We start from the raw sequence: 22,083 nt of genomic DNA, 5'->3' as shown, positions 1-22,083 counted from the left end.
GGTCCTCTCCTCAGTAGCTGCGCGGCAGGCCGAGGACGTGCTCGGCGATGTAGTTGAGCACCATCTCCTGGCTGATCGGCGCGATCCGATTCAGCCGCGACTCCCGGAAGTAGCGCTCCACGTGGTACTCCTTCGCGTACCCGTAGCCGCCGTGGACGTTGATCGCCACGTCGGCCGCGTGGAAGCCGGCCTCGCTGGCCAGGAACTTCGCCTCGTTGGCCTCGCGGCCGCAGGGGATGTCGTTGTCGACCATCCAGGCGGCCTTGTCGCAGATCGCGGTGGCCGCGTCGAGGCGGATCCGGGCCTCGGCGAGCTGACCGGCGACGAGCTGGTTCTGGCCGATCGGGCGCCCGAAGACGACCCGCTCCTTGGCGTAGCTCGTGGCCCGGCGCAGCGCCGCCTCGCCCAGGCCCAGGGCGGCGTTGGCGGAGATGACCCGCTCGGCGTTGAGGCCGCCCAGGATCACCTTGAAGCCCTCGCCGACCTCGCCGATGACGTCCTCGTCGGCCACGAAGAGGTCGTCGATGAAGAGCTCGTTGGTGTCGACGGCGTTGCGGCCCAGCTTGGGGATCTCGCGGATCTTGACGTGCTCGGGGTCCAAGGTGGCGAACATCAGGGTGAGGCCGCGGTGCGCCTTGCCCTCACGCGGGGAGGTGCGAACCAGGAGGAACATCCGCTCCGCCTCCTGGGCCTTGGTGATCCACACCTTCTTGCCGCTCACCAGCCAGCCGCCGTCGACCTTGCGGGCCTGCGTGGTCAGGTTGAGCGTGTCGGTGCCGGCGTCGGGCTCGGTGACCGCGAACGAGACGTGCAGGTCGCCCTGGGCGGCCCGCGGCAGGAAGCGCTGCTTGAGGCTCTCGCTGCCGTGCCGGATCAGCGGCTCGAAGCCGAAGATGCCGATATGCACCGCCGAGCAGCCCGACATGCCGGCGCCCGAGGCCGAGATCTCCCGCTCGACGATCGCGGCCTCGGTCACGCCGAGCCCGCCGCCGCCGTACTCCTCGGGGATGCTCAGCCCGAGCCAGCCCGCCTCCGCGACGGCGTTGTAGAACTCCCAGGGGAACTCGTGCCTCTCGTCGCGCTCCATCCAGTAGGTGTCGTCGAACTTGGCGCACATGGCGCGCACGGCCTCGCGGATGGCCTCGTGGGTCTCGTCCACGGAGAAGTCCATGGATCCTCCTGGTCTCGGGGTGCCGGCGGCGCGCGGGGGTCGGTGCCATCCGGAAGTTCCTTATCACTATTATCACTATGTCGCGGGCACTGTCACCCCCTCCGGCTCGACCCGCTCAGGCGCTGGACAGGGACGCGGCGGGACCGATCAGGTCCGCCCGAGGCGGCGCGGCCCGCCGCACCAGCACCATCGCCACGACGGTGGAGACGGCCATCGCCAGCCACGCCCAGTCGCGGCCACCCGCCTGCGAGAGCAGGCCGAAGCCCATCGGTCCCACGGCGGAGCCGAGCCCGCTGCCCAGCTGCAGCAGCCCGCTCGCCGCGCCGGGCCCCGAGGCGCGCCGAACCACGGCCAGGAGCAGGAGGGCCGGCCAGGTCCAGGCCGCGACCAGGCTGAGCACGACGCCCGAGACCACCAGCCAGCCCGTGCCGCCGAAGGCGGTCCCGGCCGCCACCATCGCCAGAGCCAGGCCCGCGACCCCCATCACCAGCAGCAGGGGCGTCAGGTCGTCGGCGGGCCGGGCGTCGAGGAACCAGCCCGACCCCAGACGCACCAGGACGGCGAGGAGGCTGCCCACCGACACCACACCGGCCGCGGCGACCGGCGCGAGCCCCGCGCCGACCAGGGTGAGGACCGCGAAGCCGGTGATGGTCGCCACCGAGAGCGTGCCCAGGCCGGCGGCCACCACGACGGGCACGGTCCGCAGCGGCGCGGGACGACGCTCGCCCGTCGCCCGCACCGCGTCGACGGCGCCCTGCGAGGACGGCGCCGGGCGGCCCGTCGGCGCGCCGCGCGCGACCAGCAGCCGCGATCCGACCAGCACGGCGAACGGGAGGGTCAGCCCCACGGCCATCGCCGCCCGCCAGCCTTGGCTGTGCGCGAACGCCGGCAGCGTGGCACCGGCGACGGCCAGCAGCACCGGTGGCGCAGTCTGCTTGAGCCCCAGGGCCGAGGCCTGGCGGCGCGCCGGGACGGCGGTCATCACCAGCAGGTTGCTCGTCGGCGAGCAGAGGCCGTAGCCGATCCCGGCGACGGCGAGCACCACGAGGAGCCCGGCCCAGGAGTCGACCAGCAGCACGCAGGCGCCGAGACAGACCGCGCACACCGCTCCCCCCAGGGAGGCACCGAGGGGCCAGCCGCGCCGGTCGATCCAGCGGCCCGCGACCGGGGCCGCGATCGAGGTGACCAGCCAGAAGGCCGAGACGACCACACCGAGCCCGGCGTCACCGAAACCCAGGTCGGCGGTGAGCTCCACCGACAGCAGCCCGACCAGGGACACCACCGCCACCGACGTGCCGAGCAGCGCGAAGGCGAGGAGCGCCACCCCGCGCCCCGACGGGCGCCGGTCGCTCACGCGGCGACCCGCGCCCTGCCGCGTCCGGAGCGGGTCACTCCACGATGCTCAGCGCGATCTCCGGGCACGACTCGACGCCGAGGGCGGCGGCGTCCTCGAGCTCGGCGGGGATCTCGCCGTCGAACTTCACGATCACCTGGCCCTCGTCGACGGTGAGGTCGAAGACGTCGGGGGCGGACATCCGGCAGAGACCGTGCCCCTGGCACTTGTCGAGGTCGGCTACAACTCGCATGGATGGGTCCTCTCCCTTGACGTGATGCTGGGTATAACTATTATCATGATCATGCTCACTCAAGGAAGCCCCTTGGCAACCACGGAGGATTGAACCCGATGTCGGACCAGCCGCGCTGCCCCGTTGTTCACTTCGACCACCACTCGGCGGACCACGCGAAGAACCACGTGGCGAACTACCGCAAGCTCCGCGAGGAGACCCCGGTCTCCTGGACGGACGCGCACGGTGGGTTCTGGGTGCTCGCGGACTACAAGGCGGTCTTCGAGGCGTCTCGCGACGACGAGATCTTCTCCTCCGCGCGCCACGACGAGTACGGCGGCCCCGGCCTGTCGGTGACCATCCCCAAGGCGCCGACCGCCTTCCACATCCCGATCGAGCTGGACCCGCCGGACTTCCGTCCGTACCGCAAGGCCGTCAACAAGGTCACCGCACCTGCGGCCGTGGAGAACCTCGACGGGGTGATCAAGCACTACGTCACCGGCTTCATCGACACCATCATCGAGAAGGGCAACGCCGACCTGGCCATCGTCGCCGCAGTGCCGGCCGCGGTCACCATCGACTGGCTCGGCCTGGACCCCTCGGAGTACAAGAACTACGTCGACGCGATGCACACCCTGGTCTCGGCCGCGCCGGGCACCCCGGAGTACGTGCACGCGGCGGAGGTCGCGGTCCCCTGGGTGAGCAGGACCGTCCGCGACCACATCGCCTACCGCCGCGAGAACCCCGGCACCGACGCGACGACCCACTTCATCAACGTCGACGTCGACGACCGCACGATGACCGACGACGAGATCTACTCGATCCTCGAGCTCGTCATCTCCGGCGGCGTCGGCACCACCGCCTCGCTGGTCACCCAGTCGCTGGTCTGGCTCTACGAGAACCCCGACCAGCGCCAGCGGCTCATCGACGACCCGTCCATGGTCGACATCGCGGTCGAGGAGTTCCTCCGGGTCTTCTCCCCCACCCAGGCCCTGGCCCGCACCATCCTCCAGGACACCGACTTCCAGGGCTGCCCGGTGCGCTCGGGCGACCGGGCGCTGCTGTCCTGGGCCTCGGCCAACCGCGACGCCGAGCAGTTCGAGAGCCCCGACGAGGTCGACATCACCCGCTGGCCCAACCGGCACGTCGCCTTCGGGCTCGGCATCCACCGCTGCGCCGGCTCCCACCTCGGCAAGGCGATGGCCCGGGAGATGATCCGCCAGGTCCTGGCCCGGATGGGCGACTACGTCGTCGACATGGACCGCCTGGTGACCTACCCCGACCAGGGCACCAACGCCGGCTTCCACTCGATCCCGGTGACCTTCACGCCGGGCGAGCGGCTGCTGGGCGACACGCCGCTGTTCGCCGACCACTACACCAAGATCGGCGCGTGAACCGGGCCGCTGCCGGCCACACCCTGGACCCCGAGTCCGGCCACGTCGTGGTCGTGGGTGGTGGCCTGGCCACCGCACGCCTCGTCGGAGCGCTGCGCCGCAAGAGGTTCGCCGGCCGGATCACGGTGGTGAGCGCGGAGCACCATCCGCCGTACGACCGCCCGCCGCTGTCGAAGCAGGTGCTCTCCGGCAGCCGCGACGACGCACCGCTGCCCTTCGACGTCGAGAAGCTCGACGTCGACCTGCGGCTGGGCACCCGGGCCACCGGCCTCGACGCCGGCGCCCGCACCCTGCGCACCGACGCCGGCGACGGCGACGGCGAACTGGCCTACGACGCGCTGGCGATCGCCACCGGGGCGACGCCGATCAGGCTCCCGGGGTCGGGAGCCCAGCTCACGCTCCGCACCCTCGACGACGCGCTCGCCCTGCGACGCCGGCTGACGCCCGGGGCCAGGGTGGTCATCGTCGGCGCCAGCTGGATCGGCGCCGAAGTCGCCACCACGGCGCTCGCGGCGGGCTGCCGGGTCACCTGCGTGGAGTACGCCGCGGAGCCCTTCGCCGGGGCGATCGGCCCCGTGGTCGGCGCCAGCACCCGCGCCTGGTGGGCCGGGATCGACCTGCGCACCAGCACGGCGGTCGCCTCCGTCGAGTCCGACGGCGTCCACCTCGCCGACGGCGAGGTGCTCCCCGCCGAGGTCGTGGTCACCGGGATCGGCGTACGCCCCGACCTGGCCTGGCTGGCGGACTCCGGGCTGCGGACCGACCGCGGCATCCTGGTCGACGCCCGGCTGCGCACCAGCGTGCCGGGGGTCGTCGCCCTCGGCGACGTGGCGCAGCGCTGGTCGCGGCACACCGGCTCGCACCGGCTCGTCGAGCACTGGGACGAGGCGAGCATGGTCGCGACCGCCGCCGCCGCGAGCCTGCTCGACTGGGCCGAGGGCCCCGAGCACGACCCGGTCCCCTACTTCTGGTCCGACCTGTTCGGGCGCAAGCTGCAGTACGTCGGCTCGCACGCCCCCGGCGACGAGCTGAGCGTCGAGCGGGACGACGACGGCGCGCTCGCGCGGGCACGGTGGAGCCGCGACGGCGTGCTGACCGCGTGGCTCGGCGTCGACGCCAGCAAGGACGTCGTGCGGGCGCGGACCGCCGTCGGCGGACCCGTCGAAGCCCTGGGCTGACCCGGTGGAGCTCAGCCTGGGCACGCTTCCGCGAGGACGCCGCGACACGCGCCCGGGCCGGCTCTCGCCCTGGGTCGCCCTGGCCCTGGTCGTCGCGATCGGGGTGAACGTCCGGGCGATCTTCGGCGTGACCCCGCCGCTGATCCCGGTGATCAGCGAGGACCTGGGCATGAACGCCACCACGGCGAGCCTGCTCACCTCGCTCTCGGTGCTCGCGATGGCGGCGGGCGCTCCGCTCGGCCACGCCCTGGCCAGCCGGGTCGGCGCCGACCGGGCGATGATCTCGCTGTTCGCCGTCCTCGGCCTCGCCGAGCTCTCGCGCCTGGTGATCGGCACGGCGGTGCCGCTGGTGGTCACGGCGGGCCTCATCGGCGTGTTCCTGGGCGCGATCTCGACGCTGGCGCCGGCGTTCATCAGCCACCACCTGCCGCGCCTGCGCGGGCTCGGCACCGGGGTCTACTCCACCTCCATGGCCCTCGGGGTCGCGCTCGCCGCCGGTACGGCGCAGCCGATCACCGACCGCGCCGGGTGGCGCTTCACGCTGTCGCTGTGGGGCGTCGGCGCACTGCTGCTCGTCGCCGCCCTCGTCGTCCTCTCCCTGCGCGGCCTGGGCATCCCCCGCACCACGGGCCCGCGGGAGCGGCTGGCACTGCCCCTGCGCGAGGGACGCGCCTGGTTCGTCACCGTCGTCTACAGCGTGCCGATGTTCCTCGGCTTCGGGGTGATCGCGTGGCTGCCGACGCTGTTCGTCGACCACGGCATCGACCCGACGACCGCGGCCGTCTACCTGGTCTGCTTCCAGCTGGTCCAGTTCCTCTCGATCCTCACCCTGGCCCCGCTCACCGACCGGATCCGCGGACGTCGCGGCGTCTTCGCCACCGCCATGGTCGCCTCGACGGTGGGCACGCTGATGCTCACCTGGGAGCCCCACGACTGGGCACTGCCGGGCGCGCTGCTGGCCGGTTTCGGCATCGGCGGCGCGAGCACCCTCGCCCTGGTCAAGGTCCAGGACGAGGCCACGTCTCCGCAGGACGCGACGCGCCTGAGCTCGATGTGCATGCTGTTCTCCTTCACCGCGGGCGGCGCCGCGCCGTTCCTGATGGGTGCGCTGAAGGACGCGACGGGCTCCCTGGTGCCGGGCTTCGGCGTGTGCGCCGCGGTCAGCGTGCTGAGCCTGCCGCTGCTGATCCGGATGCGCCCCGCGGGGCAACCGCGCTGGGGCGACACCCCGAAGTAGGCAAATCTATGCTTATGATTGCACTAGACTTGCAACGACCCCCCATGAGAGGAGACCCGCGATGCCCGGCATGTGGTTCGAGGAGTTCGAGGCCGGCCAGGAGTTCAAGCACCCCTGGAGCCGCACCGTCACGGAGATGGACAACATCCTGTTCACCTCCATCACCATGAACCCGGCGCCCATCCACCTGGACGCGGAGTACATGAAGACCCAGCCGCACGGACAGCGGCTGATGAACAGCCTCTACACCGCCGGTCTGATCGGCGGGATGATCGTCTACGACCTCACCATGGGCACCACCCTGGGCAACCTGGGCTACACGAAGTTCGACTTCCCCCACCCGGTCTTCCACGGCGACACCCTGCGCGCCGAGTCGACGATCCTGGACAAGCGCGAGTCCAAGAGCCGCACCGACTCCGGCATCGTCTACTTCGAGCACCGCGGCTACAACCAGCGTGACGAGGTCGTCCACATCGCCCACCGGGCCGGCCTGATGCTCAAGCGCCCCACCGAGCAGTGACCGAAGCAGTGACCGGAGCGGTGACCGGGGCTCAGACCCTGATCGCGGCCCAGGTGAGCATCGCGTGCCGATGCCAGCGGTCGGGGTCGAAGTCCCCGAAGTCGGCGAGCTGACCCGCCACGCCGAGGACGAGCACCGCCATGTCGGCGTAGGTGATGTCCGCACGGACCTGGCCGTCGTCGATCGCGCGGAGCAGCGCCGCGGTGAAGAGCAGCTCGGTCTCCTGCCGGGCGCGCTCGACCTCGGGGTGCAGGGACGCGGCCCGGAGCACGTCCAGGGTGAACCGGTCGCACCGGAGCCGCTCGAAGAGCGCCGGCAGCAGGTCGGCCAGCGCGTCCTGCCGGGTCGCTCCCAGGCGCCGCCGCATCACGCGACCCCAGTCCCCCAGCCAGCGCCTGGCCACCTCGTCGAGCAGGTCGGCCTTGGTCGGGAAGTGCCGGAACACGGTGGCGTTGCCGACGCCGGCCCGCTCGGCCACCTGCGAGACGGTCGCCCGCAGCCCGTGCTCGGCGAAGACGTCGTACGCCGCCTCGGCGACCAGCACCCGGTTGCGCAGGCCGTCCGAGCGCTGGCGCCGGCGAGCCGGCGGGCGCTGGTCGCTCGCCTCCCTGCCGGGTGCGCTCATCCGACGAGGGCGCCCGCGGGCGCCGTCAGCTGGTCGACCGCCGCGTCGGCGACCCCGGCCGCCAGCCGCCGCAGGTGCTCGGCCGGCTTGACCGCGACCGGGTGCGGCACCACGAGCGAGTGGTAGCCGGGCGACCCGAGGACGTCGGAGAAGCGCGCGACGGTGGGCACGAAGACGTCGGTGATGAGCACGGTCGCGGGCACGCCGTTGCGCTCCAGGAGCAGTGCGTCGTGCACCGAGCATGCCGTGCACGCACCGCAGTCGCCGAGGCCCGCGACGGCCAGGTCGACGCGCGCGGCGAGCGCCTCAGCCTCCTCGTCGCCGATCGGGTTGGCCGCCGACGCCTTGCTGATCAGCTCGACGGAGACGATCGGCAGCCGGGCCCGCAGCTCCTCGGCGAGCAGCTGCAGCAGCTCGCGGGCCCGCGGCTTGCCGTTGTCGACCAGGCCGAGCCGCAGGTCGGCCGGCGCGTCGCCCCGGAGGGCCGGCCGGGCGGCGAGCGGGATCCGCTCGGTCTCGACCTCGGGCAGGCAGGGGGTGTGCACCTGGATGGCGGGACCGGTCATGACGCTGCTCCTCGGGCGTGAAGGGTGGCGGAGAAGGTCGAGAGGTCGACCTCGCAGGCGTCCGGCCCGCAGTCGGGCAACTCGTCGGCCGCCGTCCGGACCCGACGGGTCACCGCCCGGCTGTGCTTCGCCGGCGCGAAGCCCGGGAGGTACGCCGACCACCCGGGACCGCCGCCGCCGCCGCTGACTAGGACGAGGTCGTCGGGCGAGACGAGGGAGGGCAGCAGCCCGTCGGCGCCGGGGGTCATGTCGTGCGCGCTGTCGACCTCGAGCGGTACGCCGTTGGCGATCAGGTCGTCGGGGTGGATCCGGCTGGCCTCGACCAGGAGCTCGGCGGCCTGCCGTTGGGTCCAGCCGGCCTGGCGCAGCGCGAGGGAGTGCTCGGGCCCGAGCACGACGACACCCTGGCCGCCCTTGCCGACCGGGAACGTCGCCGGCACGCGTATCGACGAGGCGATCGTGCGCAGCAGGCCGACGGGGTCCTCCGAGAGGTGGTTGGCGATCTGCCGCGACGCCTCGGTGGCCATCACGGTGACCGTGGTGTCCTCCGGCGCGTAGCCGAGCCGGACCCGCAGCGGCAGCCAGGGCTCCGGCGGGTCGGCCTCGGCGAAGCAGAGGCTGAGCTTGGCGGCGTTGCCGAGCGACGAGGCGTCCATGTCCCCGCTGGCGGCGCCGAAGACGTTGCGGGCGACCAGGCGGAGGGCCCGGCCGATGGTCAGGTTGGCGCGGTTGCCCGGGCCGAGCAGGTTGGCGCCGGAGTTCATCCCGGCCTCGGACGCCATCGGGCCGCTCACCACGATGCAGGTCGCCGCGCCGCCGGTGCTGGTGAAGGTCGCGTTCGCATTGAAGGCCGGGTCCAGGGCCGCACCCATGGCGGCCACCGCGATCGGGAAGTGCACGGGGGCGCAGCCGGCCATCACGGCGTTCACCGCGGCGAGCTCGGCGGTGAGCACCCGGCCGCGACGCGCGATGCCGCCGACCACGTCGCCGGGCGCCATGCCGACGGTGGCGAGCATCGCGGCCACCCGGTCGGGGGTCGGCGCGACGACGGGCAGCCCGTCGGTCCAGCCGCGCTCCATGAAGGTCTCGCAGACCTCGGACTCGGGCAGCTCCAGCAGGGTCATCGGCGCTCTCCATCTGCGATCGCCGGCCGGTGCGGGCCGGTTCGTCGGCGGCGGACGTCGATGACGCTAGCGTCTTAAGCGGACTGCGTCAATCCGTTTAAGCGCCGGGACGGCTCAGCCGGCGAGCACCGGCGGCTGGAACTCCTCGAAGCCGATGCTCTCCAGGTCCCGGAGGGGCGCGACGACCTCGCGACCCACCCGCTCGAGGTAGGCGGCGGTCTGCTCGGCGTCCATGCCGGGCCAGTGCGGCCGGATCAGCAGCGGGCCGATCGGGAGCCGGGCCGCGATGTCGCGGATCTGGTCGCACACCTGGTCACCGGTCCCGAGCAGGACGTGGTCCTTCACGTTCTCGAGGAACTCGTTCTCGACCCGCTCCTGGTCCAGCAGCTGCATGCCCTGGCCGGCGTAGGAGACGTACTTGACCCGCGCGACCTCCGCGAAGTCGCGCAGCGCGTCGTCGTACGACGCGGCCACCTGCAGCTCGCGGCGCAGCGGGAACTTGGTGAGCGGCAGGCCGCACCGGGCGCGCTCGTCGATGTAGGTGCCGATCAGGCCCTCGACCTGCTCGATGGTCTGCTGCGGCGTGATCGTCCAGACGTCGCCGTGGCGCGCGGCCCGTCGCACGCCGGTCTCCTTCATCGCGCCGAGCCAGATCGGCGGCCGGGGCTTCTGGATCGGGTGCAGGTGTGTCGGCCGGTCGTCGATGTCGAAGAACCTGCCGTGGTGGGTGACCCGGTCCTCGGTCCAGCACTTGGTCATCACCTCGATGAGCTCTTCGAGGAGCGAGTAGCGCTGCTTGAACGGCTTGCCGAAGACGTCATACTCGTGCGCCAGGTAGCCGGTGCCGATCCCGACCACCAGCTTGCCGCGGGTGATCACGTCGAGCGTGGCCAGGTCCTCGGCCAGGGACACGGGATGGTGCACCGGCCCGACCAGGACCGTGGTGCCGATCCGCACGTGGTCGTCGAGCTCGGCGGCGAGCCGCGCCAGCAGCGGGATCGGCTGGAACCAGCGGAAGCCGTCGTACAGGTAGTGCTGACCGATGGTGAGGTAGGTGAAGCCGGCGCGCTGGGCGGCCTCCACCTTGCGCAGCATCAGGTCGAGGTGCTCCTCCGGCGGGGTCGAGACCGGCTGGTCGCCCATCAGGATGCCGAATTCCATGACTTGCCTCCTCTGCGCGGTGCGCGCCGCCGGCGGCGGCGCGCACCGACGGGGTCACTTGGCCGTCAGACCGCCGTCCACGGGGATCGTCACGCCGGTGACGAAGCTGGACATGTCACTGGCCAGGAACAGTGCGACCTGCGCGATCTCCTCGGGCTGCGCGGCCCGGCCCAGCGGGATCTGGGCGAAGAACGCCGCCTTCCGCTTCTCGGTCTCCTCCGGGCTGGCCCGGAAGAACGCCGGCAGGCCCGGGGTCTCGACCGATCCCGGCGCGATGGCGTTCACCCGGATGCCGTCGGGGGCCAGGGCGAGCGCCATCGAGCGGACCAGGGCGATGATGCCGCCCTTGGTGAAGGAGTACATCGGGCTGAACGGCGACCCCACCAGGCCCGAGGTCGAGCTGGTGAAGATCACCGAGGCGCGGTCGGCCGCCTTGAGCGCGTCGGTGAGGTAGCCCGAGAGGAAGAAGCTGGACCGGGCGTTGATCTCCAGCCCGGTGTCCCACTCCTCCACGGTCATGTCGAGGCCGGCGGCACCCGGGATGCCGACGTTGTTGTAGAGCACGTCGAGCTTCCCGTGGTCCGCGACGACCTGGTCGGCGAGCCGCTTGAGCGCGTCGAGGTCACGGACGTCGACCCCGGCGGCGCTCGCCGAGCCACCCTTCTCGGCGATGCCCCCGGCCACCTCCGTGGCGGCCGCCTCGTTCACGTCGACGACGTAGACGTGGGCGCCGTGCTCGGCGAACAGCTCGGCTCCGGAGCGGCCCATCCCCGAGGCGCCCGCGGTGACGAGCGCGACCTTGTCCTTCAACAGCATGTGCGTGGATTCCTCTCAGTCCTGCTCGGTCCTGGTGGGTCGGGGCACGCTCAGGTGCCCGGGGGGCGGGTGATGCCCGCCAGCGCGTACTGGATGTGCTTGACCTCGAAGAACTCGGCGTACCCGTCCTCGCCGAGCTCGCGGCCCACACCGCTGCGGCCGGGGCCGCCCCACGGCGCGTCGGGTCGCATGCCCGAGCCGCCGTTGACGGTCACCGTGCCGGCCCGGACCCGCTTGGCGACCTCGATCGCCTGGTCGAGCGGGCCGAAGACGTTGCCGGCGAGGCCGTAGCGCGTGTTGTTGGCCAGCTCGATCGCGTGCTCGACGTCGCGATAGCCGAAGATCATGCCGATCGGGGCGAAGAACTCGGTGTCGGCCAGCGGGTGGTCCGGATCCACGTCGCGCAGCAGGCCGGGACGCAGGTAGTGCCCCTGGTCGAGACCCTCGGGACGACCGCCTCCGGCACCCCAGCTGGCGCCGGCGTCGAGGAGCTCCTGGACCCAGCCCTCGACCCGGGTGCGGTGGGCCTCCGAGATCACCGGGCCGACGACGCTGTCCTCCTCGAGCGGGTCCCCGACCTTGACGGTCGCGATGAACTCGTCGGCCAACCGGCAGAACTCGTCGACCCGGTCCTCGGGGACCAGCACCCGGCTCCACGCCGCGCACCCCTGGCCGGCGTTGCGGGCGAACCGCAGGATCGAGGCCGCGACGGTGGCGGGCAGGTCGGCGTCGGGGAGGACGATGTTCGGGCTCTTGCCGCCGAGCTCGAGGACCGCCTTGCTCACGGAGCCGAGCGCCCCCTGCGACATCACCTGGGCGCCCACGGCGTCCGACCCGGTGAACGACACCATGTCGACGTCCGGGTGGCCGGTGAGGTGGATGCCGATCTCGGGCCCGCCCGTCACCAGGTTGACCACGCCCGCGGGCAGGCCGACCTCGTCCAGCAGCTCGAAGATCCGCAGCGTGCTCCACATGCCCTGCGGCGAGGGCAGGACGACCGTGGTGCAGCCGCTGGCCAGGGCGCCGCCGAGCTTCCACACCAGGAGGTTGAGCGGGTAGTTGTAGGCCGGCAGGGCGGCGATGACGCCGACCGGCTCGTAGTGCAGGAGGCTGCCGGAGGGGACCGGCGTGTTGTAGTGGGGCAGGGCCTGCTCGTAGCCGCCCCGCGGGCCGCGGACCGCCATCTCGGCGTACCACCGCAGCACCTCGATCGGGCCGCCGACCTGCATGCTGCGGCAGGCCGCCACCGGGGTGCCGACCTCCGAGGCGATGAGTCGCGAGAGCGACTCCTTCTCGCGCTCGAGGATGTCGGCGAACCGGTGGATCGCGGCGGCGCGGTTGCGGGGCGTCCAGGAGGGCCACTCGCCGGACCGGAACGCCTTCCGGGCCGCCGCGATCGCCTCGTCCACCTGGGCCACCGAGCTCGTGACGGTCTCACCGAGGGGCTGCCCGGTCGCCGGGTTCACGGACGTGTACGACGTGCCGGACGCGCCGTCGGTCCATGCGCCGTCGACGTAGGTGCTGGCCGACCGCTTCTCGACTGCCATCGAAGTCCTCCTCGGGGTAGTGCGTCTGGTTCCGCCTTGAACATAGCAATGATAGTCATGAATGAGAAGAGCATCGACAGCTTGACCGGCATCGGCTTTTCCGTAGGATTGATTATCACTATTAGGCGTTGGGTCTGGCGCCATCCCGGACCGGGACGAATCGGAGTGCCCATGACTGTCGAGACCCCCAAGCCCGTCGAGCAGTTGGAGCGTGTCGTCATCCGGTTCGCCGGCGACTCCGGCGACGGCATGCAGCTCACGGGCGACCGGTTCACCCAGGAGACCGCGGTCTTCGGCAACGACCTGTCGACGCTCCCGAGCTTCCCGGCGGAGATCCGGGCGCCGGCCGGCACGATCCCCGGCGTCTCGTCCTTCCAGCTCCACTTCGCCAGCCGGGACATCCTCACCCCGGGCGACCATCCGCACGTGCTGGTGGCGATGAACCCGGCCGCGCTGCGCGCCAACGTCGCCGACCTGCGGCCCGGCGCGACGATCATCGTGGACACCCACGACTTCACGGCGCGCAACCTCGCCAAGGCCGGCTACGACGCGAACCCGCTCGACGACGGCTCGCTCGACGACTTCACCGTGCACGCCATCGACCTGACCGGGATCGCGGTGGCGGCCACCAGCGAGTTCGGGCTGTCCCGCAAGGACGCGGCGCGCTCGAAGAACATGCTGGCGCTCGGCCTCCTGTCGTGGATGTACGGCCGGCCCGTCGAGGGCACGCTGAGCCACCTCGCCAGCAAGTTCGCCGGCAGGCCCAGCGTGCGCGACGCCAACATCGCGGCGCTCAGGGCCGGGTGGAACTTCGGCGAGACCACCGAGGCGTTCGCCGTCCGCTACGAGGTCGAACCCGCCGCGGCCGCGCCGGGCCGCTACCGCAACGTCACCGGCAACACGGCGCTGTCCTACGGGATCCTCGCGGCCGGGGACCGGAGCGGGCTGCCGGTGTTCCTGGGGGCGTACCCGATCACGCCGGCCTCCGACGTCCTGCACGAGCTGTCCAGGCACAAGGGACTCGGCGTCACGACGTTCCAGGCCGAGGACGAGATCGCCGGCATCGGGGCGGCGCTCGGCGCGGCGTACGCGGGCGTGCTGGGGGTGACCATCACCTCGGGGCCCGGGATCGCCCTGAAGTCCGAGGCGATCGGCCTGGCGGTGATGCTCGAGCTGCCGCTGGTGGTGGTCGACGTGCAGCGCGGCGGCCCCTCGACCGGGCTGCCGACCAAGACCGAGCAGGCCGACCTGCTCCAGGCGATGTACGGGCGCAACGGCGAGGCACCGCTGCCGATCGTGGCACCGCGGTCACCGGGCGACTGCTTCGACGCCGCCCTGGAGGCAGCCCGGATCGCGATCACCTACCGCACCCCCGTCATGCTGCTCAGCGACGGCTACCTCGCCAACGGCTCCGAGCCCTGGCGGATCCCGGAGATCGCCGCGCTGCCGAGGATCGAGCCCGCGTTCGCGACCGGGCCGAACCGCCGGGTGGTCGAGAAGGACGGCTCCCTCAGCGACGTGTTCTGGCCCTACCTGCGCGACGAGTCGACCCTGGCCCGGCCGTGGGCGCCGCCCGGTGTCGCGGGACTGGAGCACCGCATCGGCGGCATCGAGAAGGCCGGCCACGCGGAGAACGGCACCGGCGACATCTCCTACGACCCGGCCAACCACGACCGGATGGTGCGGTTGCGTCAGGCCAAGGTCGACGCGGTGGCCGAGTCGGTTGCGGGCGTCGAGGTGGACGACCCCTCCGGCCGCGCCCGCCTGCTGATGGTCGGCTGGGGCTCGACGTACGGCCCGATCGGCGCCGGCGTCCGCCGGGTCCGCGACCTGGGCCACGACGTCGCACAGGTGCACCTGCGCCACCTCAACCCGTTCCCCACGAACCTCGGGGAGGTCCTGCGCCGCTACGACAAGGTGCTCGTGCCGGAGATGAACCTCGGCCAGCTGAGCCTGCTGCTGCGGGCGAAGTACCTCGTCGACGCCCAGCCGCTCACCAGCGTGCGTGGCATGCCGTTCGGCGCCGAGGAGATGGAGCGGCTGATCCTCGACGCGCTGGCCGATCTGGGCGAGCGGCCGCACCGCTCCACCACCCTCGCGCACGTGCGCCGACTCGATCTCCAGGAGGCAGGCAAGTGAGCACCACCGGGCTTCCGTTCCCCGGACTCCGTTCGGGTGTCGAGCTGGTCCCCACCACCGACCAGCCCCAGACCGGCAAGGACTTCACCTCCGACCAGGAGGTCCGCTGGTGCCCCGGCTGCGGCGACTACGCCGTCCTCAAGGCCGTCCAAGGATTCCTGCCCGACCTCGGCCTACGCCGCGAGAACATCGTCTTCGTCTCCGGCATCGGCTGCTCCAGCCGGTTCCCCTACTACCTCGACACCTACGGCATGCACTCCATCCACGGCCGTGCGCCGTCGATCGCCACGGGCATCGCGACCGCCCGCGAGGATCTCTCCGTCTGGGTCGTCACCGGCGACGGCGACGCCCTCTCCATCGGCGGCAACCACCTCATCCACGCCCTGCGCCGCAACGTCAACATGACCATCCTGCTGTTCAACAACCGCATCTACGGCCTGACCAAGGGCCAGTACTCCCCCACGTCCGAGACCGGCAAGATCACCAAGTCCACCCCCATGGGCTCCCTCGACCACCCGTTCAACCCGGTCTCGCTCGCGCTGGGCGCCGAAGCCACCTTCGTCGCCCGCACCATCGACTCCGACCGCAAGCACCTCACCACCGTGCTGTCCGCGGCCGCCGCGCATCGTGGCACGTCGCTGGTGGAGATCTACCAGAACTGCCCCATCTTCAACGACGGCGCCTTCGACGCGATCAAGGACAACGACACCAAGGCCGACGCGATCATCCCGCTCGTCCACGGCGAGCCGATCGTCTTCGGCAACGGCGCGAAGGGGCTGGTCCGCGACAGCGAGACCGGCGGGGTGAAGATCGTCGCGGTCGCAGACGTCGGTGACGATGCGATCCTCGTCCACGACGCGCACAACCCCGACCCCACCACCGCGTTCGCGATCTCGCGACTCACCGACGCCGGCTACCTCAACCAATCCCCCATCGGGATCTTCCGCCAGGTCGAACGCCCCACCTACGACGACCAGGCCCGCGAGCAGGTCCGGGTCGCCCGCGGGAGCGCGCCCGGCCTGCAGGCCGTCGTCGACGGCGGCGGCGACGTGTGGACGGTGGACTCCTGACCCTCCGCCCGCCCCCGGGTCATCCGCGGGGACGGGCGTGCCGGGTCAGCCCAGCTTCTGGGTGGAGCCGGCGTCCACCGGCAGCACCACGCTGGTCAGCGCTCGGGACTCGTCCGAGGCGAGGTAGAGCACGGCGTTGCTGATGTCCTGCGACTCGATCAGCGGAATCGGCAGCATGTGGAACGCGCGCATGGACTCGTGCAGGTCATCGACGGTCGCCTCGCCGTTCTTGTGCGGGGCGAAGAGGTCGTAGGTCGGCTGGTTCAGGACCATGTCGGTGGCCACGGTGCTCGGGTGGATCGTGTTCACCCGGATCTGGTGCGGCGCGAGCTCCGAGGCCAGCGCCCGCATCATGCCGACGAGTCCACCCTTCGCCGCCGAGTAGGCGACGGCCTGGGGGCAGCCACGCAGCGCGAGCTGGGAGGAGGTGAACATGATCGAGCCGCCCTGGCCGCGGTCGATCATCGACGGGAGCGCCGCCTGCGCGGTGTTGAAGGCGCCGGTGAGGTTCATGTCGAGAGCGAACTGCCACTCGTCCTCGGGCAGGTCGCGCGCCTCGCCCCAGGTCCAGACGCCCGCGCTGGCGACCACGGCGTCGATCTGGCCGAACCGCTCGAGCCCGGCCTGGACGGCGGCCTGCAGTTGGGACCGGTTGCGGGTGTCGGCCTGCAGCAGCACCGCCTCGCCGCCGATCTCCTTGATGAGCCGGTCGGTCTCGGCGAGATCCTCCTCGGTGCCGAGCGGGTAGGCGACCTTGTCGAGCGAGTGACAGAGGTCGATGCCGATGATCTTGGCGCCCTCACGAGCGAGCGTCAGGCAGTGCGACCGCCCCTGGCCCCGGGCGACGCCCGTGACGAAGGCGACCTTGTTGTCCATGCGACCCATCGTGTTCTCCTTACTTGTCCGGTAACTCAGAGCTCGGCGAGGCTCGCGGTCGCAGCCTCGATGGTGTAGTCGATGTCCTCGGCGGTGACGGCCGCGTTCATCCGGCGGTCACCGGTCGGGAAGCTGGGCTCGAGGACCCCGCGGCTCAGCAGTCCGGCGTGGTAGCGCGCGAACAGGTCGCCGTCGACGTCCATGGCCTCCTTGAAGTTCTTCGGGAGCTGCTCGCGGAAGTACACGACGTACTCGGAGCCGAGGCCGGCCACGCAGGCGGGCACCCCGGCGGCGGCGATGGCCTCGCGCAGCCCGGCCCGGAGCCGCTCGCCCATCGCGTACAGGTGCGGGATCGTCTCGTCGTCGCCGAGCACCCGCAGGGTGGCCAGGGAGGCCGCCATCCCGTAGGGCGAGGCGTTGTAGGTGCCGTCGAGGGTCGCCTTCTTCCCGTCGTAGGCGCCCAGGTGCCCCATCAGCGACTCGATGCCCGCGATGCCGGCGACGGAGAACCCGTTGGCGATGGCCTTGCCGAACGCCGTGAGGTCGGGCGTGACGCCGATGACGCTCTGGTAGCCGCCCAGCGCGGCGCGGAACCCGGTCTTGACCTCGTCGAAGACGAGGATCGTGCCCTCGGCCGTGCACAGGTCGCGCAGCAGCTCGAGGAAGCCGGGCTCGGCCGGCACGCAGCCGTAGCTGTGCACGTAGGGCTCGGAGAAGGCGGCGGCCAGCTCGGGGCCGAACTCGGCGAACGCCGCCTTCAGCCCGGCGTGGTCGTTCCACTCGACGACCACGACGTCGGCGACCGAGCCGGGGTGCAGCCCGGCGCCGTTCGGGGTGTTGAGCGGAGCGTCGGGCGAGAAGTCGACGCGGGAGCTGCCGACGGCGAGCTGGTCGTTCCAGCCGTGGTAGCTGCCGTGGAACTTCAGCAGCTTGCGACGGCCGGTCGCCGCCCGGGCGATGTGCGCCGCGTGCATGGTGGCGTCGGTCCCGGAGCTGCAGAACGCGACCTTGTCGGCGCTGGGCATCGCGCCGCACACGATCTCCGCGACGTCGGCCTCGTAGAGCTGGGGACCGACCCCGGTGACGTCGCAGGTCCGGATCGCCCGCGACACCGCCTCGCTGACCCGCTCGTCGCAGTGGCCGAGGACGATCGGGCCCCACGCGTTGAGGTAGTCGATGTAGCGGTTGCCCTCCATGTCCCACACGTAGGAGCCGGCGGTGCGGTCGAAGACCTGGGTCCAGCCGACCCGGTGTCCCGACGAGACGCCCCGGGGCACGAACTGCTGCGCTCGGGCGATCGCCTGAGCCTGGATGTCTGACTTGTTCATCTTCCTCGTTCCCTTCAGGGTCGTCAGGGCCTGGTCTTCGACGCTCTCAACTTCGCGCGTCGGACGCGAGGGCGTTGAGGCCGACCGCGACGATCATCACCAGGCCACTGATGATGTCCCGGTAGTGCGGTGCGGCGTTCAGCAGGTTCAGCCCGTTCTGGACGAGGGCGAGCAGCAGCACTCCGACCGCGGTGCGCCAGATGGCGCCCTGCCCGCCCTTGATGCTGGTGCCGCCGACGATCACGGCCGCGATGGCGCCGAGTGCGAGCCCGCTCGCACCGGACGCGTCGGCCTGGCCGACGCCCGACTTGGTCACCTCGGCGAGGCCCGCCAGCGCCGCACACACGCCGCTGACGACGAACGTCGTGACGATGACCGCTCCGACCCGGACGCCCGAGACGCGGGCGGCCCTGGGGTTGGCGCCGACGGCGTAGACGTAGCGGCCGTAGGCCGTGCTGCGCAGCAGGAAGGTCAGGGCGATACCGACCACGATCATGATCACCACCGGCGACGGGATGCCGGCCACCGCGGTCGTGCCGATCGTGGTGAAGCCCGCGACGTCGGAGGCGTTGATCAGGAAGCCGCCGCTGATGCCCACCGAGAAGCCCGAGATGATGACGCCGGTGGCCAGCGTGACCAGGAACGGGTGGGCGCGGAGCAGCCGGGAGGCCAGTCCGTTCGCGCAGCCGAACGCCGCGCCGGCGAGGACGACCAGGGCGAGGGCGGCCGGGGTCCCGACGTGCAGGGCCAGCCAGGCGCTGGCCACGCCCGTGAACGCGTAGATCGCGCCGACCGAGAGGTCGAACCCGCCCGCGATGATGACCAGCGTCGCACCGAACGCCGTGATCGCGACGTAGGCGTTCTGGTTGAGGATGTTCATGAAGTTGTCGACGCTGAGGAAGTTGGGGCTGGCGATCGACAGCGACACGACGAGCGCGAGCACCGCCGCCACCAGGCCGAAGTCGCGGATCACGGCGGAGAGCGCGATCTGCCGCCGCGGGGCGACCGCGGCCTCGGTGGAGTTCAGGTCCAGCTCTTGCACCGACATCACGCGGCTCCTTCGACTACGCCGAGAGCGATACTCATGATCGAGTGGACCGAGAGGTGCTCCTGCTCCACCGTGTCCACGATGTGTCCACGCCTCATGACGTGGACGCGGTGTGCCAGCCCGACGAGCTCCTCGCTGTCGGACGACACGATGACGCACGCGACCCCGCTCGCGGAGAGCTCCGCGATGAGCCGGTAGATGGCGACCTTGGCGCCGATGTCGACCCCGCGGGTCGGCTCGTCCAGCAGCAGCACGCGCGGCGTCTCCGTCATCCAGCGGCCGAAGAGGATCTTCTGCTGGTTCCCGCCCGAGAGGTTGCCGACGCGGCCGCGTGGGTCGAGAGGGCGCACCTCGAGCCGGGTGAGCAGCGAGGTGACCATCGGGGTCTCCAGGCTGGCCCGCGGGACGCCGGCGAAGCACAGCCGCCGGAGGTGGGTGAGCGTCAGGTTGACCTTCTGGGAGAGACCGAGCAGCAGCCCCTCGTCGGCGCGGTCCTCCGGGATCAGGCCGATCCCGCGGGCGATCGCCGCCTGGACCGAGCCGGACCGGACCGGCTCCCCGCCCACCGTGACCGTGCCCTGGTGGCGACGGTCGACCCCGAAGATCGCCCGCAGCACCTCGGACCGGCCGCTGCCGACCAGGCCACCGAGTCCGACGACCTCGCCCGGCCAGACCCGGAAGGAGATGTCGTCGACGGCCTCCGTGCTGAGGCCGTCGACGACGAGCACCGGATCGGCCGACCGGTCGACGGCACTCCGGTCGGGGAACACCGCCCCGACCGGGCGACCGAGCATCGCCTCGACGAGGGCCGGCACCGTGAGCCGGTCACGGTCCGGGCAGGCGACGCGCCGGCCGTTGCGCAGCACGGTGACGTCATCGGCGATCTCGAGCACCTCCTCGAGGAAGTGCGAGACGTAGACGACCGCCACCCCCTCACGACACAGCCCGCGTACGACGTCGTGGAGGACCTCCGTCTCGCGGACGCCGAGGGACGACGTGGGCTCGTCCATGACGATGACCCGTGCGTCCCGGGCGACGGCCCGCATGATCTCGATCTTCTGCTGGTCGGCGATCGACAGCGTGCTGACCAGGGCCTGGGGGTCGAGCGCGAACGGCAGCCGCGCCGCGAGCCGCTCGAAGCGCTCGCGGAGCCGGCGTCGGCTCACCACCCCGACGCTCGGCTGCTCCTGACCGAGGAACACGTTCTGCTCCACGGTGAGCGTGGGCACCAGGGTCGGCTCCTGCTGGATCACGACCAGTCCGCGTGCGAGTGCCTCCCGGGGCGAGCCCTGGTGCACCGACCGGCCGTCGACCTTGAGGGTCCCGGTGCTGTGCGGCACCTCGCCCCCGATGATCCGCCCGAGGGTGGACTTGCCCGCGCCGTTCTCCCCGACCAGGGCGTGCACGCGCCCGCGCCGGATCTCGACCGAGACGTCGTCGAGCACCCGGTTGGCCCCGTAGGTCTTGCCGATGCCGTCCAGCTCGACGATGACGTCGCCGCTCACAGCTTCTCCTCGATGTCCGATGGTGGATGCCCGGCGACTACTGGGTGCTGTACTGGCCGACGAAGTCGGGGTTCTCGGCCAGCGACTTCTCGCTGGCCATCACGCCGATGGGGCTCAGGCTGTTCTGCACGATGCTGCGCTCGTCGTCGGACGGCTCCTCGCCGCGGGCCGCGGCGATCGTCAGCTCGGTGACCTTGGCGGCCATGTCCTTCGGCACGAGGGCGAGCGACTCGAACCACCGGCCGGCGCGGATCGCCTCCACCCCGTCGGTGGTGGCGCCGTAGCCGATGATGGTGACCGACCCGGCCTTGTTGCCGAGGGTGCGCCCGCTCTCGGTGACGGCCCGCGCCGCTCCACCGGCCATCTGGTCGCCGACGGTCACGAACAGGTTGATGTCCGGGTTGGCCTGGAGCATGTCGGTGGCGAGGTTGAACCCGTCGACCTCGAGGTAGTTCGCGTCGCCCTCGGCGACCAGCTTGTTGGCCGGGTCGAGGTCGTCCTTGAACGCCGGGACCTTGACCGCGTCGGTGGGCAGCTTCCGCGAGCCCCACAGCATGGCGACCTGGCAGCCCTCGTAGACCTCGCAGGCCCGGTTGGCGGAGTCGGCGATCGACTCGGCGCCGAAGACGACGTCCTCGATGACCTGGGTGGTGAGGCCGTCGAGCTGGAGGTCCACACTCGCGGGGTCCTTGCCGATGGGGTACTCCAGGGACGAGACCTTGATGCCCGCGTCGATCGCCTGCTGCGCGAAGGGCAGGATGCTCGCGGAGTCGTTCGGCATGATGATGAAGGCGTCGTAGTTGCCCGAGGTGATCGCGTCCTGGACCTGGCGGGACTGGACGGAGGCGTCGAACTTGCCGTCGAAGAACTGCACCTTCGCGTCCATGCCCTGGGCCGTCTCCTCGGCCTGCTTGAACATCGACTGGGTGTAGGTGTTGTTGGCGGCGAGGCCGAAGAAGGCGATGTCGACGGTGCCGCTGACGGGGTCGGCCGCGGCCGCGCTGCCGCCGCTCTTCTCGGTCGAGGAGCAGGCGGTGGCGGTCGCGAGGACGGCGGTCAGGGCCAGGGCGCTGACGCCGCGCGCGAGGGTGCTGCGGTTCATGGGTGGTCTCCATCTGAGGTGTACGAAGGATGTGTCGGGGTGCCGCGGGCGCTGGGGCGTCGCGGTGGGACGCCCGGCGAGGGCGGTCGTGTGTTCGTCCGAGACGGTCGG

At 71.6% G+C, this 22,083-nt stretch carries 20 protein-coding genes; 6 read left to right on the top strand and 14 right to left on the bottom strand.

Going from position 1 to position 22,083, the window contains the following annotated elements:
- Positions 1-10: 10 nt before the first annotated feature.
- The 3 genes from FHU40_RS14780 to FHU40_RS14770 form a co-directional block, all read right to left on the bottom strand.
- Positions 11-1,171, bottom strand: a complete 1,161-nt coding sequence (locus FHU40_RS14780) for an acyl-CoA dehydrogenase family protein (RefSeq protein WP_183593056.1) — start codon at positions 1,169-1,171, stop codon at positions 11-13.
- A gap of 115 nt (positions 1,172-1,286) precedes the next feature.
- Entirely contained in the window at positions 1,287-2,525 is a 1,239-nt protein-coding gene (locus FHU40_RS14775; protein WP_183593055.1) for an MFS transporter, read from the bottom strand.
- A 34-nt stretch (positions 2,526-2,559) separates the two neighbouring features.
- Positions 2,560-2,757, bottom strand: coding sequence for a ferredoxin (locus FHU40_RS14770; RefSeq protein WP_183593054.1), 198 nt, complete (start codon positions 2,755-2,757; stop codon positions 2,560-2,562).
- Between the two features lie 98 nt (positions 2,758-2,855).
- On the opposite strand from FHU40_RS14770, the gene FHU40_RS14765 reads away from it, so the two are divergent.
- The 4 genes from FHU40_RS14765 (at position 2,856) to FHU40_RS14750 (ending at position 7,065) form a co-directional block, all read left to right on the top strand.
- Positions 2,856-4,130: a cytochrome P450 gene (locus FHU40_RS14765; RefSeq protein ID WP_183593053.1), complete on the top strand. Its 1,275-nt coding sequence runs from the start codon at positions 2,856-2,858 to the stop codon at positions 4,128-4,130.
- A complete protein-coding gene (locus FHU40_RS14760) occupies positions 4,127-5,308 on the top strand; it encodes an FAD-dependent oxidoreductase (RefSeq protein WP_221199843.1) in 1,182 nt (393 codons plus the stop codon). Before FHU40_RS14765 ends, FHU40_RS14760 begins: the two co-directional genes overlap by 4 nt.
- A 4-nt stretch (positions 5,309-5,312) precedes the next feature.
- The gene (locus FHU40_RS14755; protein ID WP_183593052.1) at positions 5,313-6,545 is read left to right on the top strand and encodes an MFS transporter; all 1,233 of its coding nucleotides are present in this window, start codon (positions 5,313-5,315) and stop codon (positions 6,543-6,545) included.
- 61 nt (positions 6,546-6,606) lie between these two features.
- The gene (locus FHU40_RS14750) at positions 6,607-7,065 is read left to right on the top strand and encodes a MaoC family dehydratase (RefSeq protein ID WP_183593051.1); all 459 of its coding nucleotides are present in this window, start codon (positions 6,607-6,609) and stop codon (positions 7,063-7,065) included.
- Between the two features lie 31 nt (positions 7,066-7,096).
- On the opposite strand, the gene FHU40_RS14745 is transcribed toward FHU40_RS14750, so the two are convergent.
- From FHU40_RS14745 to FHU40_RS14720, 6 genes are all read right to left on the bottom strand, one after another.
- Entirely contained in the window at positions 7,097-7,690 is a 594-nt protein-coding gene (locus FHU40_RS14745; RefSeq protein ID WP_183593050.1) for a TetR/AcrR family transcriptional regulator, read from the bottom strand.
- A complete protein-coding gene (locus FHU40_RS14740; protein ID WP_183593049.1) occupies positions 7,687-8,256 on the bottom strand; it encodes a UGSC family (seleno)protein in 570 nt (189 codons plus the stop codon). Before FHU40_RS14740 ends, FHU40_RS14745 begins: the two co-directional genes overlap by 4 nt.
- Positions 8,253-9,380, bottom strand: a complete 1,128-nt coding sequence (locus FHU40_RS14735; protein WP_183593048.1) for a hypothetical protein — start codon at positions 9,378-9,380, stop codon at positions 8,253-8,255. Before FHU40_RS14735 ends, FHU40_RS14740 begins: the two co-directional genes overlap by 4 nt.
- 114 nt (positions 9,381-9,494) lie before the next feature.
- Complete coding sequence (locus FHU40_RS14730; protein WP_183593047.1) at positions 9,495-10,541, bottom strand: LLM class flavin-dependent oxidoreductase; 1,047 nt, start codon at positions 10,539-10,541, stop codon at positions 9,495-9,497.
- A gap of 54 nt (positions 10,542-10,595) precedes the next feature.
- Positions 10,596-11,357, bottom strand: coding sequence for an SDR family NAD(P)-dependent oxidoreductase (locus FHU40_RS14725; RefSeq protein ID WP_183593046.1), 762 nt, complete (start codon positions 11,355-11,357; stop codon positions 10,596-10,598).
- 50 nt (positions 11,358-11,407) lie between these two features.
- Positions 11,408-12,904: an aldehyde dehydrogenase family protein gene (locus FHU40_RS14720; RefSeq protein ID WP_183593045.1), complete on the bottom strand. Its 1,497-nt coding sequence runs from the start codon at positions 12,902-12,904 to the stop codon at positions 11,408-11,410.
- Between the two features lie 171 nt (positions 12,905-13,075).
- Here FHU40_RS14720 and FHU40_RS14715 point away from each other — a divergent pair, with 171 nt between their 5' ends.
- Both FHU40_RS14715 and FHU40_RS14710 read left to right on the top strand, forming a co-directional pair.
- Positions 13,076-15,043, top strand: coding sequence for a 2-oxoacid:acceptor oxidoreductase subunit alpha (locus FHU40_RS14715; protein WP_183593044.1), 1,968 nt, complete (start codon positions 13,076-13,078; stop codon positions 15,041-15,043).
- The gene (locus FHU40_RS14710; protein WP_183593043.1) at positions 15,040-16,113 is read left to right on the top strand and encodes a 2-oxoacid:ferredoxin oxidoreductase subunit beta; all 1,074 of its coding nucleotides are present in this window, start codon (positions 15,040-15,042) and stop codon (positions 16,111-16,113) included. The genes FHU40_RS14715 and FHU40_RS14710 overlap by 4 nt, the downstream gene beginning before the upstream one ends.
- 45 nt (positions 16,114-16,158) lie before the next feature.
- On the opposite strand, the gene FHU40_RS14705 is transcribed toward FHU40_RS14710, so the two are convergent.
- Genes FHU40_RS14705 through FHU40_RS14685 form a run of 5 tightly spaced genes read right to left on the bottom strand, consistent with a single transcriptional unit; the run spans position 16,159 to position 21,972 of the window.
- Positions 16,159-16,998, bottom strand: a complete 840-nt coding sequence (locus FHU40_RS14705) for a mycofactocin-coupled SDR family oxidoreductase (RefSeq protein WP_183593042.1) — start codon at positions 16,996-16,998, stop codon at positions 16,159-16,161.
- A 26-nt stretch (positions 16,999-17,024) separates the two neighbouring features.
- The gene (locus FHU40_RS14700; protein ID WP_183593041.1) at positions 17,025-18,317 is read right to left on the bottom strand and encodes an aspartate aminotransferase family protein; all 1,293 of its coding nucleotides are present in this window, start codon (positions 18,315-18,317) and stop codon (positions 17,025-17,027) included.
- Positions 18,318-18,363: 46 nt separating this feature from the next.
- A complete protein-coding gene (locus tag FHU40_RS14695) occupies positions 18,364-19,365 on the bottom strand; it encodes an ABC transporter permease (protein ID WP_183593040.1) in 1,002 nt (333 codons plus the stop codon).
- The gene (locus tag FHU40_RS14690; RefSeq protein WP_183593039.1) at positions 19,365-20,870 is read right to left on the bottom strand and encodes an ATP-binding cassette domain-containing protein; all 1,506 of its coding nucleotides are present in this window, start codon (positions 20,868-20,870) and stop codon (positions 19,365-19,367) included. Before FHU40_RS14690 ends, FHU40_RS14695 begins: the two co-directional genes overlap by 1 nt.
- Before the next feature lie 37 nt (positions 20,871-20,907).
- Positions 20,908-21,972, bottom strand: coding sequence for a sugar ABC transporter substrate-binding protein (locus FHU40_RS14685; protein WP_183593038.1), 1,065 nt, complete (start codon positions 21,970-21,972; stop codon positions 20,908-20,910).
- Positions 21,973-22,083 lie beyond the last annotated feature (111 nt).

It is taken from the genome of Nocardioides soli (assembly GCF_014191495.1).
Lineage (GTDB): Bacteria > Actinomycetota > Actinomycetes > Propionibacteriales > Nocardioidaceae > Nocardioides > Nocardioides soli.
This window is presented reverse-complemented; position numbering and strand designations above follow the sequence as displayed.